We start from the raw sequence: 19,316 nt of genomic DNA, 5'->3' as shown, positions 1-19,316 counted from the left end.
AATGACTCGAACTCTAGGCTCAGCGACATGCTCGACGGGCGCACACGGCGTATTCTCACCCTCTGGTTTCCCCGGCTGGCGAGCGACCGGGTTCTTCGGGCACGGCCCATCGAGGGGCCCTTCGCGCTGGTCCTGCGCGAGGGCAATACCGACCGGCTGCACTGCCTGAACGCCGCGGCCGAGGGGCAGGGGCTGGCGCGCGGCATGGCGCTGTCCGAAGCCCGCGCCTTCTGCCCCACGCTGCAGACCGCGCCTGCCGATCCCGCCCGCGAGGCGCAATTCCTCGAGACGCTGCGCCGCTGGGCCACGCGCTATTGCCCTTGGGTGGGCTTGGATGGCGAGGACGGTCTGGTGCTCGACATCACCGGCTCGGATCACCTTTGGGGCGGTGAAGAGCCGATGATGGCCGAGATGATCGCCCGGCTGGAGCGCGCCCGGATCACCGCGCGGCTTGGCCTTGCCGACACCCGCGGCGCGGCTTGGGCGCTGGCGCATTTCGCGCCCGGTCGGGCCGCACCCGGCGCGCGGCTCTCGGCTCTGGGCAAGCTGCCGGTGGCCGCGCTGCGCCTGCCGCATGAGACGGTGACAGGGTTGCAGCGGCTGGGACTGCGCGAGATCGGCGATCTGACCCGCACGCCGCGCGCGCCGCTCGTGCGCCGTTTTGGCGCGGGGCTGATGGCGCGGCTCGATCAGGCCTTGGGCGATCTGCCCGAACAGGTCTCGCCCGTGGCCGATCCGCCCCATTACGGGACCCGCCTGACCCTGCCCGAACCGATCGGCCAGCAGGCCGATGTGATGGCGGGGATCGAACGACTGCTCGATCGGCTCTGCGCCAAACTCAAGGAAAACGAAGTTGGCGCACGGGTGCTCTGCCTTACCCTGCGCCGCGTCGATCAGGCCAGCCAGGAGGTCGAGCTGCGCTTGGCCACCCCGCTCAGCGACCCTAGCCGGATCGCGGCCCTCTTCGCGCGCGGCATCGAGGATATCGACGCGGGCTTCGGGATCGACCAGATGCGCCTCGCGGCCACGCAGGTCGAGGCGCTCCCCGCCCGCCAGATCGGCACCATCGCCACCGAGCGGCGCGACAGGCTGGGCGATCTGATCACCCGGATCGGGCTGCGCATCGGGCTGGAGAACGTCCAGCGCTACCTGCCCGCCGACAGCCATATCCCCGAGCGCAGCTTCCTGATTGCGCCTGCCGCCTTCACCGACCCCGAGGGCAACTGGCATCAGCCGCACCCTCGCCCGCTGCGGCTGTTCCCGCCGGAGCCGCTCATGTCCGACGCCCCCGATCCGCCGCGCCGCTTCCGCTGGCGCCGCCAGTCGCTCAGCGCGGAACGCATCGAGGGGCCGGAACGGCTGACCCCGGAATGGTGGTTCGACGATCCGAACTGGCGGCGCGGGATGCGCGACTATTGGCGCGTCGAGACCGGGCAGGGGCTGCGGCTCTGGATGTTCCACACGCCGCAGGATCCCGGCTGGTATGTCGAGGGGGTCTTCGCATGACCGCTCCCTTCGCCTTGGTCGAAATATCCCGGGGGGCGCCCGACGGGCGCGGGGGCAGCGCCCCCTCGGCGGTCGTGACCACCGCCAACACGCCCGCCATTCCGCTCGCCTATGCCGAGCTTTGCACCACCTCCAACTTCACCTTCCTCACCGGGGCCTCGCATCCCGAGGAGCTGATGGTGCGCGCCGCCGAACTGGGGCTGGAGGCCATCGCGATCACCGACCGCAACTCGCTCGCGGGCGTGGTTCGGGCGTTTTCGGCGCTCAAGGAACTCAAGCGCGAGATCGGTGAGGCGCTGCGTATCCGCTCGGAACTGCAGCGCGACGAAAGCTCTCGCCAGCCCATCGGCTCGCCACAGGATCTGGCCCGGCCGACAACCGCAAAACTGCCGAAGCTGATCGTCGGCGCGCGGCTGGTGCTGAGCGATTGCCCGGTCGAATGGGTGGCGCTGCCTACCGACCGCGCGGCCTATCACCGGTTGAGCCAGCTTCTTACCCGCGGCAAGCGCCGGGCGGGGAAGGGGGAGTGTCACCTGACCCGCGCGGATCTGCTGGAGGGCTGCGCGGGGATGATCCTGATCGCCCTGCCGCCCGCCGATCTGGCCCGTGCCTACCGCCCGCTACAAGAGATGCGGCGGCGCTATCCGGGGCAGGTCTTCCTTGGCGCGCCGCCGCGTTATGACGGCTCGGATCAGCGCTGGTTCGACGCTTGCGCAGCGCTCGCGCTGAGGGCCTCGACGCCGATGGTGGCGACTGGCGACGTGCTGATGCATCGTGGGTCGCGCCGGCAGCTGGCCGATGTGCTGACCTGCCTGCGCGAGGGCTGCACCATCGACGCGCTTGGTACCCGCGCGCTGCCCAATGCGGAACGCCGCCTGAAAGGGGCCGAGGACATGGCGCGGCTTTATCGCCGCCACCCCGCAGCCCTGCGTCGCAGTTGCGAGATCGCGGCGCGCTGCGGCTTCGATCTCGACGAACTCAGCTACGAATATCCGGACGAGGTGGCGCAGAACGAGCCCGCGCAGGACCGGCTCGACCGGCTCGCCCGCGAGGGGTTGGCCCGGCGCTCTCCGGGGGGCATCTCGGAACGGCACGCAGGCCTGCTGGAGAAGGAACTCCGCCTCGTCTCCGAACTGGGCTTCGCCGCCTATTTCCTCACCGTCTATGACATCGTGAGCTTCGCCCGCAGCCGGGGCATCCTGTGTCAGGGGCGCGGCTCGGCGGCCAATTCGATCATCTGCTGGGCGCTCGGGATCACCGATGTCAGCCCCGACCAGATCGGCATGGTCTTCGAGCGGTTCATCTCGAAATATCGCGGTGAGCCGCCCGATATCGACGTCGATTTCGAGCATGAGCGCCGCGAGGAAGTCATCCAGTGGATCTACGAACGCTACGGCCGCGACCGCGCGGGACTGTGCGCGACCGTGATCCATTTCCGCACCCGCGCCGCGATCCGCGAAGTGGGCAAGGTGATGGGGCTGAGCGCCGATGTCACGGCGAGCCTCGCAGGCCAGATCTGGGGGATTTCGGGCAAGGGGCCGGACCACGCGCGGATGGGTGAGCTGGGCCTCGACCCCACCGATCGGCGGCTGTCGCAGACGCTGAAGCTGATCGGCGAGATCATCGGGTTTCCGCGCCATCTCAGCCAGCATGTCGGTGGCTTCGTCATCACGAAAGGCCGCCTCGACGCGCTTTGTCCGATCGAGAATGCCGCGATGGAGGGGCGTACCTGCATCGAATGGGACAAGGATGACATCGACACGCTGGGCATCCTGAAGGTCGATATTCTCAGCCTCGGGATGCTCACCTGTATCCGCAAGAGCTTCGAGCTGCTGGCGGGGCACGAGAAGCTCGATATGTCGCTCGCCACCGTCCCGCAGGAGGACGCGCCGACCTATGAGATGCTGTGCCGCGCAGATGCGGTGGGGGTGTTTCAGGTGGAGAGCCGGGCGCAGATGAACTTTCTGCCGAGGATGCGCCCGCAGACGTTCTATGACCTCGTGATCGAGGTCGCCATCGTCCGTCCTGGCCCCATTCAGGGCGGCATGGTCCACCCCTATATCAACCGCCGTCAGGGCCGCGAAAAGGTCGATTTTCCCTCGAAGGAGCTGGAAGGCGTCTTGGGCAAAACCCTCGGCGTGCCGCTGTTTCAGGAACAGGCGATGCAGATCGCGGTGGTCGCTGCGGGCTTCACGCCCGAAGAGGCCGACCGCCTGCGGCGCTCGCTCGCGACCTTCCGCAAGATGGGCACGATCGGTACCTTTCGCGACCGGTTCGTGGAGGGGATGCTGGCGCGCGGCTACACGCCCGATTTTGCCGATCGCTGCTTTTCCCAGATCGAGGGGTTCGGCGAATACGGCTTCCCCGAGAGCCACGCGGCGGCCTTCGCGCATCTCACCTATGTCTCCTCCTGGCTGAAGTGCCACCACCCCGCAATCTTCGCCTGCGCGCTGCTGAACTCGCAGCCGATGGGCTTTTATGCGCCTGCCCAGATCGTGCGCGATGCGCGCGAACATGGGATCGAGGTGCGGCCCGTTTGCGTGAACCATTCGGGCTGGGACAGCTCGCTGGAACGCCGCGCGGACGGGGCCCTGGCGCTGCGTCTGGGCTTTCGTCAGATCAAGGGATTTCGCGAGGAGGATGCGGGCTGGATCGTCGCAGCCAGGGGCAATGGCTACCCCGATCCGGAGAGCCTGTGGCTGCGCGCGGGCACGCCTCCACATGTGCTCGAACGGCTCGCCGAGGCCGATGGATTTGCGGGAATCGGCCTCACGCGGCGCGATGCGCTTTGGGCCGTGAAGGCGATCCGGGCCCCCGCGCCGCTGCCGCTTTTCGCAGATCCGATGGACGGGGAAGGAGGACGCGAACCGGCCGTGGAGCTGCCCGCGATGCATCTGGGAGAGGAGGTCGTGGAGGATTACGTGGCCCTCAGATTGAGCCTCCGCGCCCATCCGATGGAGCTGCTGCGCCCCGCCATTCCCGGCCTCACGCCGCATTGCGAATTGATCGGCACGCCGCAAAAGCGGGTCACGGTTTGCGGCCTCGTGATCACCCGCCAGCGCCCCGGAACGGCTTCCGGCGTGATCTTCATCACGCTGGAAGACGAGACTGGCGTGAGCAATGTCGTGGTCTGGCCGAAGCTCTACGAACGGTTCCGCCGGGCGGTGATGGGCGGGCGTCTTCTGCGGGTCTCGGGGCGGCTCGAACGGGAGGGGGCCGTGGTCCATCTGATCGCCGAAAAGATCGAGGATCTCTCCCCGCGACTGGCCGATCTGGGGCACCCGCTCGACGACGTTCTGGGCCTCACCGCACCCCAAGCGGATGACGCCCCCAGACCCCGTCCGCAGACCACCGCACGTCATCCGCGAGAGCAGGCGAAACGACTTTTCCCGAGCCGGGATTTTCACTGAAATCTGGTCTCTATCGGCCGCCGCGCGACACATTTTCCGCTGCGGCGATTCGCCTCGCTTTGAACGCAATTGTTCCCGCTACGTCAGGAAAGTCTTGTGGATAAGTTTGATTGTTGACGCGGGGTAATGCGCGTAAGCATTTGAAGATATTTCAAAATGATCGGCTTTCGCGTCCTGTGGATACTATTTCCGTTGCAATATTTCTGCGTAGGTTCAGCCTAAAAGAGAACAAAATTTCGTCAGAAGGCGGAACCGCGTTCATATCGCAACTTTGGGAGGGAGCTTGCCGAAACCGGTGAGCTTCAGGCGCGTCTTGTCTTTGTTCGGCTTGACCAGTGTGACCAAATTCCTGCGTCGGACCCGCTCCGACGTGCAGGATGACGTCGGTCTGGCCAATGAAGGCGCGCTCCACGAAGCCGATAACACCCTTCACCGCGAAGAAAATTACCGCATCGAGGCCCTCGAGCCGCGGCTTTTGCTCTCGGCGGACCCGGTGTTCGGCGAATTGGCCCGCGTTGCGGCGACCGCACATCAAATCGACCCGATCGAAGGGCTTTCCGCCCTAGTTCAGACCGTCGATGACCTGCATCAGCAGGACGAATTGGCAGCCGATCACGATCCCGAGGAAGGCCCGCAAAGCGATGTGGCCTGGCCCGAGGATTGGGCGCATGAGCCGGAAGTGGCACCGCTCGAAGCGGTCGCCGAACCGGCACGCGAACAGGCTGCAGCGCTGCTGGAAACGGCAGCGGACCAGCTTCATTCCGGCGGTTTCCTGACTGCCGTTCAGGTGCAGCAGCTGCTGGAATCGGCGCTGTCGTGGCTGGAAGATATGCCCCATGCAGGGCAGGACCCGATTGGCAGTTCCGTGGCGGACCTGACGGGTCACGAGGCGACCGGCCCCCCTGCTGCGACCTCTAATACACTGGAAAATAACGAAAATACTGACAATCCGGACGCCGGGTCTGTCACTGCTGGCTCCGACGATACCAGCGAAAATCACGGGGATAGCCCGGCTGACGAGGGCGCAGAGCCGCAATATCTGCTTCTCGACGCCACCGCGGACAGCACCGATACCGGCGCTGCGGATATCACCGAGGCTCAGGTCGCCCCGATCTTCCAGGAAGCCCTCGCTCAGTGGGCCAGCCGCACCGACGCGGCGATCCTGTCGCAACTCACCTTTACCATCACCGATCTCGAGGACGGCGCACTCGCCCGTATCACCGGCACGCTGATCGAGATCGACGCCGACGCTGCCGGGGCCGGTTGGTTCATCGACGCGACGCCCGCCGACAGCTCCGAATTCGATCTGCTCGCAGGCGACCGTCTGGTGGCGACGGACGGTGCGACCTCCGAGGGCGTCGACCTCTACACGGTTCTGCTTCACGAGATCGGCCACGCACTCGGCCTAGACCATGATGCGGACGCTGCGGTGATGAGCGCGACGCTCGGCACCGGCGAGCGCATCGGTCTTCCCGACGCGGCCCCGAGCCTCGGCGCTCCGGTCGCCGGCGCGATCTCGGAAGCGGGTGGCGCGCTCGACGGCACCGCCGACAGCAACCTGACCTACACCGTGAACCTCGACGGCACCGTCACCGTCAACGGCACGACCTATGGCACGTCCGGCGCCCCGATCACCTCGATCGCGGCAGGGGCCGGCCTCAGCGACACGATCGAGGGGCCGGATGCCGCGACGGTCTGGACGATCACCGGCACCAACGAAGGGTCGCTGAGCTGGAACGGCCTCACAATCACCTTCACTGGGGTCGAGCGTCTCGAGGGTGGCACCGATGCCGATGCCTTCGCGATCGACGGGCCGGGCTTCGTCACTGCAGGCTTCGCGGGCAATGCCGGGCTGATGGAAATCTCGGTCGGCGATTTCGTGAGCCTCGCGACCAGTGACGGCGTCGGCGCGCCGATTGGCTATACCACCAATACTGGACTCGACGGTGTGCTCTACGAAGTGGGCACCGGCACGACGACCGCCGTCACCGGCGGTCTCGAGGTCACCACCATCGCGCTCACCAGCGGCTCGTTCTTCGCGGGCAGCGGTGCGAACGGCTACTTCACCCTCGGCCAGCCCAACAGCTCGGTCGGCTTCGCGGTCGACAACCTCAGCTTCTCGGTCAAGATGATCCGCGAGACCGCGACGGGCCGCCAGTGGGTGATCGCCAATGGCGCGGTCGATGCGCTGGGTCTGGTGAATGTCGACGGCGTGACCGCCACGCTCTCGAACGGCACGCTGGAACTGGTGACCTCGCAACTGACCGACCCCAACGATGCGCTGAGCGCCGAGCTCGTCGTTTCCGAGATCGACAGCGTAGCGACGGGCGCGACCGCGCCGCTCGCGAAAGTGTCGGGCAACGTGACGCTCGCCATCGGCGGCGAGGTTCTGATCGCGGGCGGCTTCAGCTTTACGAAGACGATCGTCAGCGGCCTGACCGGCGCGACCGACACGATCGGCGATCTGATGGTCTTCGGCTTCGACGCGGTCAAATTCTTCGCGGGCACCGGCGCGGTCTTCGACACGAGCGGCCCGGTCACCGTCGACACCACCAACGCCTTCGGTTTCTCGGTCACTGGCTTCACCGGCACCTTCGCGGTGCTGAGCGCGGGCGGCACCACCTATACCGGCATCGACTTCTCCTTTGCCAACGCGACCCCGGTCGGCATTACCGGGCTGACCGCCGAGGTGAGCAATGTCGCGGTGCAAGTGAACACCGCGTCGGGCGTCGCTACCCCGCTGAATTGGGATCAAGGCGCCCTGAGCGATGCCGGGCTGACGCTGAACGGTGCGCTCACCAAGGTCGAAGCCACCGCGACGCTGATCGTGAAGGACGCGGTCTATGTCAGCGGCACCTTCGCCCTGGAAAGCTCCGCCAAGACCGGCGTGACCTTCAATGGTGCATCTGAGGATGGCGATTACTTCACCCTCTCGATCATCGGCGGGCGCCTCTTCGCGGGCGTCGGCGCCGAAGTCTCGGGCGGCAGCTACGACCTGACCAATGCCACCGGCTTCGAAATCCCGACGCTCAATCTCACCCTGGCCATGTTCACCGTGACCTCGGCTGGGGCGAACCTAGGCCAGAAGGTCACCGCGCTGGAACTCTCGACCTCGGCGACGCTGCACGGGATCAGCAACGTGACCGCGACCGTCGATGCGCTCGACGTGACCTATGCCAGCATGGCGTTCGACTGGACGCAGGTCGGTGGGCCGAGCTTCAGCTTCGACAGCACCTTCTCGGGCTTCACGATCGATGTGCGCGCGGTCTTCGCGATCAAGAGCACCGTCCTGCTCGCAGGCGATATCGCGATCACGGTGACGAAGCAGACAATCGCCGCGGCGGATAATCCGCTTGGTACCGATCTGACCGATGCGCAGGTGATGACCTTCGCACTGGCGAACGGCTACATCTTCGCGGGCAGCGGCGGCAGCTTCACCACCGATATCGACGGCAAGGTCAACGGGCTGACCCGCGATGGCGACAGCAAGCTGGTCGGCACCGGCTTCGGCGCGGAAGGCGTGCTGTTCGAATTCGCCTCGGTGAAGAATGTCGATGGCACGACCGGCGCCGTTCTGAACGCCTGGAGCGCGATCAAGCTACATGTCGGCACGGTGGAAGTCGCGGGCATTCCGGGCGTCACGCTTGCAGTCAGCGATTTCGTGGTCGAAGTGAATGCGCCCGATACCAAGGGCGGGATGAACCCGACGGTGATGACCTGGAACGGGCTCGATCTGGGCACGACGCTTGCGCTGACCGACGCCACGGACGGCTTCGACAATACCGAGCGCTTCTTCATTGGCGCGACCATCGACGAGCTGAACATCTCGGACACCGTGTTGCTGACCGGCGGCTTCTCGGTCGAGAAGACCGCGGGCACCTCGGTCGGCGGCGTCACCGGCGATCTGCTCTACATCACGCTTACCGATCTGGACCTCTTCGCGGGCTCGGGCGCAACCATCGGCGCAAGCGGGCTCGACACCACGAATGCCATCGGCTTCTCGGCGATGGGTGGCAATTTCTACATCGGCATCCTGACCACCACCGACCCGACCCCGGTCAGCTATACCGGCGTGTCGGCGAGCCTCGCGAGCCTCGGTCTGGTGAATGTCGAAGGCGTGACGCTGGACCTTGCGAGCCTGAAAGTGCTCTACAACTCGGTCAGCGATAACACCCTCTCCACTCTCGACTGGTCGAGCCTGACCGGCCTCGAAGAGGTGACCGACACGGTAAGCCTCGCGGTCTCGGGCAAGCTGACGCTGGCGGTGAGCGATTTCGTCTATCTGCGCGCGACCTTCGGGCTGAAGGCGATCGACGTGACGGCGCAGGCGGGCAGCACCGAGACGCTCGATCTGCTCGATATCACCGCGGGCAAGCTGACCTTTGTGAAGCTCAGCGATGTCGAGTTCTTCGCGGGCACCGGTGCGTCGACCACCACCGATGAGGCGACCGGCACGACCACGCTCGCCCTCGCGAGCGATGCTGCGGGTCTCTATGCGGCGGGTGGTAATCTTGCGCTTGGCCTGCTGACCGACACGACGACTGGGGTGAAATACACTGGGGTGATCGGCTCGTTGAGCGCGCTGGAGGCCAAGGGCATCGACGCGGTTCAGATCAAGCTGTCGGGCATGGCACTGGCCTCGAACTCGACCACGGCGCTGACCGGCCCGCGCCTCGACTGGTCGACCGTGAACGATACCGACGTGACCACGGCGCTTGGCCATCTGGGCCCGGGTGATCAGCTGGCCGTGTCCGGCACGCTGTCCGTCGAGATTTCCGAGACGGTCTTAGCGCTCGCCACCTTCAACTTCTCAGCCTCGACCGAGACGATCGACGACACCATCCAGGCGGCGATCACCGATGCGCAGGTCACGCGGCTGACCCTGACGAATGTGAATTTCTTCGCCGGTGTCGGCGGTGCCTTCGATGACGCGAATGCGCCCACCGCGATTGCCGATCAGGGCACCGGCTTCCTTGCCTCGGGCGGCACGCTCGAGCTTATCGTCGTGAAAGAGCAAGTCGGCACCGCTACGCCCAAGAGCTGGAGCGCGCTGTCGCTCTCGGTCGATTACGTCGGGATGCGCGGACTGCCCACAGAATTCGCGCTCGGGGTCACCGGGCTCTACTTCCGCATGAACACGGCCTCGGTCGGCGCGACCAAGCTGGATTGGTCGGCCATTGTCGACGCAACCGAGAACCCCGGGATCGCTCAGATCAATGCCGATACCGGCATCGCCTTCGGCGGCACGCTCGATCTGGCGCTCGACGGCTTCGTGCTGGTCTATGGCACGGTCAAAGGCTCGATCTCGACCGCCGATATCAACGACGGCGAGATCACCCTGACCGCCGCAGATATCACCAGCTTCAAGATCACCGGCGCGCAGATATTCGTCGGTGCGGGCGGCGCATTCGACCGTGATGCGACCACGAACGAGGTCACGGGTCTGCTCGATCAGGGCACCGGCATTTATGCTTCGATGGCGGCGGGCGATGCCTTGGAATTCGCGCAGGTGACCCGCCTCGGCGTGCTGACCGATAATGCGGCGACCAACGACAACGACGCGACCACGCAATGGGATGATGAGAACGTCACCATCGGCTGGACCGCCTTGCGCGTCACCGTCGCGAGCCTTGGCCTGCGCGGCATCGACGCCTTCCAGATCGCGCTGGCCGATCTCGCGGTCGACGGGAATTTCGCGGCCATCGACGGCACCTTCCTGAACTGGGCGTCGCTGGGTGCAGTCACCGGGTTCGACATGCTGAGCCTCGCCGATGCCACCGACGGCCTGACCCGCGATGATGGCTTCTCGGTCTCCGGCACCGTGACGGAGCTGAACGTGGCGGGCGTGATCGTGGCCTCGGGTACCTTCGGCATCAAGAGCTTCACGAGCGACATCACAGTGCCCTCGGGCATGACGACCGAGACTGTGCTGGGTGCGAATATCCTGATCTTCACCTTGTCCGATCTGAACCTTTTCGCGGGTGTCGGTGGGGCGCTTCTGTCCGACGGCACGATCGATCCCGATCAGGGCACCGGCTTCGTGGCCGAGAACGCCTCGCTGCAACTGGTGCTGGTGAAGGAAGATCCGGCAGGCGTGACCCTCCCGGCCGTGCCGCGCAGCTGGACCGCCGTTGCGCTCGACGTAGCCACGGTGCGTCTGCAGGGGCTGCCGAACACGGTCACCGTGCAGGGCCTCGACCTCTATTTCGGCTTCAACGGCCCTGATGCGGTGAATGGCGAGCGGATCGACTGGGCCGCGACCGGTGTCACCGAGATCGGCAACCTCGCTTCGATCGATCTGTTCGACGTCACCGAGATGGGCGCAAGCTTCAACATCGCCTTCGGCGGCTATGTCGAGTTCACCGTGGACGGCTTCGTCACCGTCGCTGGCACGATGGCGGGCCAGATCCTGACCGAGACGCTCGACGACCAGAACGGGCTGATCGTCGAGGGCGCGTCGGTGATGACCTTCGCGCTGACCGGCGGCTATTTCTTCGCGGGGCAGGGCGGTGTCTTCACCCGCTCCGATGGCAAGATCACGGATGTGAGCACGACCGAGGGTACTGGCATCTATGCGAACAATGTGGGCATCGAGTTCGCCTCGGTCACCCAGACTGCCGACAACCCGCTGACGACAGGTGTGGTCGAGACCCGCACGGTCAAAAGTTGGTCGGCGATCCTCGTGACCTCGCAAAGCGTCGGCGTGACCGGCCTCGCAGGCTTCACGCTGAAAATCTCGGATGTCGCGGTCGAAGCCAACTTCGGCTACACCGACCCGCTGAACGCGGCCAACAACTCGGTGATGAACTGGAAGGGCCTCGATCTGGGCCTGACAATCACCGACAGCACGGATGGCTATGACGCGACCGCGATCCTGTCGGTGACCGGCACGGTGTCGGAGCTGAACGTGGCAGGCGTCGTGATCGCGACGGGCACCTTCTCGATCAAGAGCCTGCTGGCCGATGTGGCGGTCGCCACCGGCATCGATGCGGATGGCACGCTGACCGGGGCGAAGGTTCTGATCTTCACCCTGAGCGATCTGAACTTCTTCGCCGGTGTGGACGGTGCGCTCAAGAATGATGGCACGATCGATCCCGATCAGGGCATGGGCTTCGTGGCGCAGGGCGGCTCGATCGAGCTGGTGATGGTGTCAGAAGACCCGGCCACCGTGACCTCGCCCGCCGTGGCCCGCAGCTGGATGGCCCTGTCGCTGCGCGTCGATCAACTGGGTCTGCAGGGCCTGCCGCTGACCGCGACGGTGAAGGATCTCTACTTCGCGATGAACGGCGCCGATGCGGACGGAAACAAGCTCGACTGGGGCGCGACCGGCGTCGATCAAATCAACGCGCTGGCCGACATCACCAATCTCGATGCGGGCTTCGGCATCGAATTCGGCGCCTATGTCGAATTGCAGATCGAAGGGGCGATCCTGCTGGCGGGTGGCCTGTCGGGTGTGATCCGCGATCTCACCGTCGACGATCCGCAGGGCGGCACGATCAGCGCCAAGGCCTTCTCCTTCTCGATCGACGGCGCCTATGTCTTCGTGGGCGCGGGCGGCGAGTTCACCTATGACGAATTCGACCGGGTCGACGCGGTCGCCAATGCGGGCACGGGCTTCGCGGCCGAAGGGCTCGCCTTCGACCTGATCTCGGTGACCGAGGTGGTCGATCTGGTCGCAAACCCGAGCGCCGTCGCGCGCAGCTGGACCGCGATGTCCGCCCATGCCGACACGATCTCGCCGCGCGGCCTGCCGCAGGGGCTGGACCTGACGGTGACCTCGCTCGACTTCACGGTGAACGGGCGCGACGCCACCAATAGCGACCAACTCGACTGGGCACCGATCATTCAGGATCTGGGCGTCGACGCGGTTGCGCCCGAAGACGGCACGGATCTGGTGATCTCGGGCGGTCTGGATTTGGATATCTTCGGCTTCGTCACCGGCTCGGCCACCTTCGACATCGTGATGCGAAACCAGATCGAGGCAGAGCTGGATAGCACCAATGCGGGTCTCGAAAACGCGAGCCTCATGCTGATCGGCCTGCATGTGCAGGACCTCTTCGTCGGCCAGCCCGGCGGTGTGGGCCTGTCGGTGGCTTCCGCCGATATCGCGCTCGCGCTCATCAAGGCGACCCCGCCTGCGAACAGCACGCTGCCCGTGACCGCCACGCCTTCGGCGACGGCGGTACTGGGCAATATCCAGGGCGGCACGCTCGCCGGTCTGCCCGAGGGAATGGAGCTGACGGTCAACGCCTTCTCGCTCGACTATTACGCAACGAAGCCTGCCGGGAACGGTATCACCACCTTCTTCGACTGGAACTCGATCGATCTGGACGGCACGCCCGCGCAGGGGGATCCCGCGAACGATCCGCCCGCCGCTGTCACGTTCACCTATGGCCCGAATGACGAGGTGGCCACGTTCGACGCCAGCGCCGACCGCACGCAGGTCGTGGGCTACCTGACGCTCAACGCCTTCGGCTTCGTCGATGTGGGCGCGAAGTTCACTCTGTCGCAGGATATCGTCGATGTGGACGTGAACCACGATGGCACCTTCGATATCGCGACCGACATGAACGATGCGGTGCTGACCCGGATCAGCCTGAGGATTAATCCTGCGGACGAGGGTGGCGACGCCCCGGCCGATTACGAGGCCAAGTTCTTCATCGGCATCCCGGACGGTCCCGGCATCACCATCGAAAGCGCCGATATCCTGCTCGCCTCGATCAAGGCGGCCAATCCGCTCACCGACACCCGGGCCTTCACCGCGCTCAAGGCCGATATCGCCTCGGCCTCGCTGACCGGGGTCGATCTGGTGGACATCACGCTCGACACGCTGTCGCTCGAGATGAACAAGGCCAATGATGCGATCGGCGTGATCGGCGTGCTCGACTGGGGCCAGTCGATCAATCTCGACTCGACCGAATGGACCGATGGCGACACCGGCATCACCGGTCAGGACCTGCTCGCCGCGACGAATGGCAATGACGTCGATCCGGCCACCACTGACACGGTCCTCGATATGAGCCAGTCGGGCTTCTCGCTCTTCGCGGGTGCGACGATCGTGATCGAGGACTTCGTCTTCATCCAGGGCCAGATCACGCTGACCAAGACCGACAAGGTCGCAGCCCGCATGGTCGGTTCGACCACCTCCTTCGAGGCTTCGGTGCTGTCGATCGGTATCTCGGATGCCGTGGTCTTCGCCGGGGTCGGCACGCCGACGATCACCAATGGCGAAGTCGATGCCACCTCCGATGCGACGGGCGTCGCGCTCTCGCTGCAGCGCATGGGCCTGCATATCGTCAAGGAAATGCCGCTCGATCCGGCGAACCCGACAGCCACTCCGCTCAAGAGCTGGATGGTCGTGAAGGCGACGGGCGGGGCCTCGTTGATCGGCGTCGACAATGTCACGGTCGATGGCTCGCTCACGCTGATCATGAACCGCGGCGGCAACGAAACGACGCCCTACAATACGCTCGACTTCACCTATGGCGGGGTGGGCGGCACCTGGGACATCACGGTCGGCGCCGAGACGATCACCTTCGACGAACTGACCGTGGCGACGCTGGAAGTGTCGGGCTCCCTGACCATCGGCTTCGACTCCTATGTCTGCATCCAGGGCGAGTTCGCCTTCACCCAGTCGAGCGAGATTTATTCCGCCCTCGTCGCGGGCACGAGCACGAGCCGCAATCTCAAGGCGGTGACGGTCGGCGCACAGCATGTGAACATTTTCGTCGGCACCGGCTACGACCTGACCAAGGCCTTCGGCGATCAGGGCGATGCGGTCGGCCTGAAGATCACCGATGCTTATCTCGCGCTCGCCATGTTCAAGACGGTCGACGCAAATGGCGTGGCGCTGGCCGCGACCGATCCGGCGGCGGCTTCGTACATGGCGCTGAAGGCGGGCGGCACGGTCGAGTTGGTGGGCATCGACGGGTTGACGCTCTCGGGCTACGGGCTCGAGGTCGAGCTGAACCAGGGCAAACTTCTGAGCACGCAGGCCAAGGAAGCGCTGAACCTCGCAAGCTTCGATGGCGGCGGTTTCGACGTGAAGGTGAGCGACACCGATACCGTGACGCTCGATGCCAATGGCGCGATCCTTGCAGCGTCCGGCTTCGTCGTGCTGGGCTTCGAGGATTACGTCTTCCTCGCCGGGCAGGTGGCCTTCCAGAAGGGCGCGACCCTGACCGTGGGGACGGTATCGGACCAGAAGTTTGCCGCCACCGAAATCTCTGGCAATGGCATCAGCGCCTTTGTCGGCACCGGCGGGCCGTATTTCGAGGTCGATACCTCGGGCGCCACCCCGGTCGTCCAGCCGATGGCCGATACTTCGGGGGCACAGGGTCTGGTCCTGACCAACTTCTCCTTCCGCCTCGCCATGCTGAGCCAGGTCGATGCCAATGGCGTCGCGGTCGTGGGCGGCGAGAAATACACCGCGCTCTATGCCTCGATAGCAGAGGTGGCGCTTGCCGGTATTCCGGGCGTCGCGATCAGTGCGAGCGGCGTCGAGCTCAAGCTCAACCAAGGCAAGTCGGGCACCGCAGGAGCGGGCGCCCAGACGATCCTCACGGGCTTCGACTTTACGGAGGTGACGGGCCTCGACCCCGGTGCCACGGCCTTTGCAGATATGACCCCGCTGCAGGCGTTCTACGACCTCAGCTACAAGGGCACTTTCCTCTCGGTCTCGGCTTATGGAGATCCGGTGGGAACGGGGATCGAGCTTCTCGTAAACCTCTCGGGCGATACGCCCACCAGCGCAGACGATGCCGACTTTGCCTTCTCCGGCGATCTGTCCTTCGAAAAGACCACGAGCGCGACGGGCGCGGTCTACTCGAAAATCTCGCTGACCGACATCACCCTGACATTCGGCGATTATGAATTCACCGGCGACGCGCTGCTCTATCTGATGCCGCAGGGCATGGCTGGCAGCTTCTCGGTTACGCTTCCCGATATCGCGTTCGACGACGGCACCAATGCCTATCAGATCGGCAATGGCACGACGGCGACGCTCGAGATCAACACCTCCATTCAGGCGGTCTATGTCGACTTCGGGAACAACAATGTGCTCGACCTGCCGCGCGGCCAGTTCCTGCGGGTCGAAGTCGAGAACGCCGCCTTCTCTGTCGACTTCAACGCGACTGATAACGACAATGACGGCACGATCGACGTGGGCAACGCCCCCGAGATCAGCCTGAGCGGCACGCTGATGTTCTCGCAGCTGACGACCGGGGTTGCTCCGACCCAGACCAAGCGCATGACCATCGCCTTCACCGGGGTCTCGGGCGGCTATACGGACTCGAATGGCGACGGCTTCACCATCCAAGACGCGAAGGGCGTGATCCTGATCTATTCGGGCTCGGCCACCCTGTCGCAGAACGGGGTCGCCGCGCAGATCGAGGCGAGCGCGCAAGGCTCGGCGGCGGGCTTCTCTGCCTCGGCCAGCGCGATCATCCGCATCAACACCACGTCGCGCACCGACATCTACGAAGAGGTCGACGTGGGCGATGCGACCTACATTCTCGACTTCCGGGGTCAGGCCAATGTGAACCAGATCGCGCTGGCCGAGGTGAAGCTGAGCTACGAGCCTTACTTCACCATCGAAGGCAGCCTGAGCGACATACTCCCGGCCGAACTGCCTGCGGGCGCGACCAGCGGCAAGATTGGGCGCAACATCTCGATCTTCCTCGGCGACGCGGGCGATCCGAACGATCCCAATGACGATATCGGCCTGCTAATCTCGAACACCACGATCGCGATCTTCGAATTCGGCACCTCCGCCAACCGCAAATTCGCGGTCTATGCGAAGGGCGAGGTTCAGGCGCTGGGCATTCCGGGACTCAATATCTCGGGCACGGTCGAAGTGTGGCTCAACACCTCGGGCACCGCCTTCTCGACCACCGTGACCGGCTTCCCGCTGCTCGAAGGCGGCACCTCGGCCACTCCGGTCGCGATCACCTTCGTCGCCCCGCAGATGGAGCGCGTGAAGGGCTCGGTCGAGATCAGCTTCGGCGTGGCCGAGACCGGCGATCTGCTGGTGATCAGCTCCAACGACGTTCTGTTCAACAAGACGCCCGATGGCCGGATCTCGGTCGATGCGCCCGAGACCTCGATCACGGTGACGCCGCCGGGCGCCGACAGCTTCGGCATCGAAGGCGCGGCCCAGTTCAGCTTCGGCGGCGCGACCGGCTTCCAACTCACCGATATGCGGGTGACGGGCTACACGCTCTTTGGCGAGACCGTCTCGGTGACGCCGACGACGAACCTGCGCCCGCTGACCGCCGATATTGCCTCGCCGCTCAATGGCCAGATCATCAATCTCGACGGCTTCACCTATATCGACGTCACTTTCTACAACACCAACCGTCTGGACGCGGATGCCTACCCGGCCTATCCGCTGGGCATCGACCCGGACTCGATCACCGATATCGACCCGGAATTCACGATCACCGCACGCTACGGCGACACGACGGCGGCGATCACGGTCGATGGGGCAGGGGTGCTGGTCGAAGGCACGGCGCGCCCGACCTATCGCTACCAGATCACCACGCCTGTGAGCCTGTCCGCGAACACCACCTATGAAGTGCAGTTTCTCGCCAACTCCTGGCGCGATGCCGCCGGGGCCCAGAGCGCCGCCGAATACGAACGCTTCACGGTCCGCAAGACGCCGGTTCAGAATGCGCCCGCGGCGAACCCGGCGACCGATCCGCAGAATCTGACCACGATCACCGCCGCGCCCTCGATCGAGCTGGCCTCGCCCTTCAATGGCGCGGTGATCGACAAGTCGATGCTGAACTCGAAGGGCTATATCGACGTCACCTTTGTGCTGCCCAATGGCGAGATCCTCGATGGAAGCTCGATCAATGGCGACGAGATCCGCTTCGTGCGCACTGGCGGCGCGTCGAACGTCAATCTGCTGACGAACACCAACGGCACCTACACGGTCGAGAAGATCGGCAAGACGACCTATCGCTATTACGTCTTCGCCGAGCCGCCCGCTGCGACCGCCACCGGCACGGGTGTGGTCGGCACGCCGACCTCGACCTCGACCTCGCAGGCGAACCCGGCCTTCAATGTGGGCGATGTGCAGGTCGAGTTCATCACCGGCACCTGGAAATACACCGATCGCGGCGCCAATCTGGACAGCACCTCCGACGATGTCGTCTATTGGTTCGGCGGCGAGAACGGCTCGGTCGCGTCGCCCGCGAAGACCACCGCCTATGTGCAGATCTTCAAGGTGCAGGAACTGCCGGCGGCCGAGGCGGCGACCCCGATCAAGGTCGGTCCGGTTTCGATCCTCGCGCCGAAGGTCGGTCTTGCGAAGCTCGGCTTCAAGGACGGTCTGCTGGTCCTGACGATCTCGGTCGGAGCGGAAAGCGCTTCGCTCGCCTTCGGTGGCACCGCGACCCAGAATGCCGATGGCACCCAGACCAATAGCGGCGGCACCCAGATCACCCTGACCAACCTGCTGGTGAAGTTCGATATCGGCATCGATGTGATGGGCGTGATCTCGGGCGGCGGCGACGATCCGGTCGTCTCGCTCACCGGCAAATGGTCGATCACCGCCGACAAGCTGACGGGCTCGATCCCTGATGTGGTCCTCTTCGAGGCCGACCGCATCAAAGTCGAATACGATCCCTCTTGGACCGCGCCCGAAACTCCGGTCGCGGGCACGCCGGAGGGCGCAGGGCAGGAGATCATCAAGATCGACACGATCAAGGTCACCTTCCCGAAATTCGGCATCGCGGGCCAGATCACGACCTTTGAGGGCGTGCGCGGCCTCACGATCTACGACAACGGCTTCCGCATCGGGCGCGGCGAGATCATCTATTCGGGCACCGGCGCGGGCTCTGGTACCGGCACGGGCGCGGTCCAGCGCACCGATGGTGCTACCGGCAAGATCAAGTTCGGCTCGATCCTCGAATTCGACGACCTGCGCATCGGCGTCACCGACTTCTCGCTGATCTTCGGCCAGGACGTGACTTTCGACGGCACGATCTATGTCGGCTCTGGCGGGGCGACCTTCGCGCCGGGCAAGGCGATCAACGCCAAGGTCACCGACCGCGTCTCGGGCGAGGACGTGAACGACACGCTGGCCCTGAAGGCCGGGCTGACCTTCACCGATGGCGTGGTCGACGGCTTCATCTTCGAGCTCGACACCTTCGAGATCAATATCGGCTCGGTCCTCAAGCTGAAGGGGGTGGGCCTGTCGCTCGACACCGGTGCTGCCGATAACGAGGAGCTGATCAGCTTCGTGTCGATCGGCGCGGAACTGAAGATCGGTTCGCTGAACCTCTCGGGCGAGGCGCGCCAGTTCGCCTTCCTCGGCGACGGCACCTTCGTCACCAAGCAGGGCTTCGGCGTCTTCATCGGCGTCGGCGCTGCCTCGGGGGCGAGTTTCAAGTGGCC

Annotated in this window: 3 protein-coding genes (1 of these 3 running past the window's edge); all 3 read left to right on the top strand. The window is 65.1% G+C overall.

Features of this window, described 5'->3' with window-relative positions; all coding sequences use genetic code 11:
- The first annotated feature begins 27 nt into the window (after window positions 1-27).
- Window positions 28-1,506, top strand: coding sequence for a DNA polymerase Y family protein (locus B6V75_RS05735; RefSeq protein WP_088718989.1), 1,479 nt, complete (start codon window positions 28-30; stop codon window positions 1,504-1,506).
- Window positions 1,503-4,916 (top strand): error-prone DNA polymerase, encoded by a 3,414-nt coding sequence (locus B6V75_RS05730; protein ID WP_088718988.1) that lies wholly within the window; start codon window positions 1,503-1,505, stop codon window positions 4,914-4,916. The genes B6V75_RS05735 and B6V75_RS05730 overlap by 4 nt, the downstream gene beginning before the upstream one ends.
- Window positions 4,917-5,253: 337 nt before the next feature.
- Window positions 5,254-19,316, top strand: the start of a protein-coding gene (locus tag B6V75_RS05725; RefSeq protein WP_146735106.1) for a matrixin family metalloprotease. It continues 24,163 nt past the right edge of the window; only the first 14,063 of its 38,226 coding nucleotides appear in the window; it begins with the start codon at window positions 5,254-5,256; its stop codon lies off the right edge, out of view.

Source organism: Thioclava sp. F1Mire-8, from assembly GCF_002213165.1.
Taxonomy (GTDB): Bacteria; Pseudomonadota; Alphaproteobacteria; order Rhodobacterales; family Rhodobacteraceae; genus Thioclava; species Thioclava nitratireducens.
The sequence above is the reverse complement of the archived record's forward strand: the minus strand, read 5'-3'. Positions and strand labels throughout refer to the sequence as shown.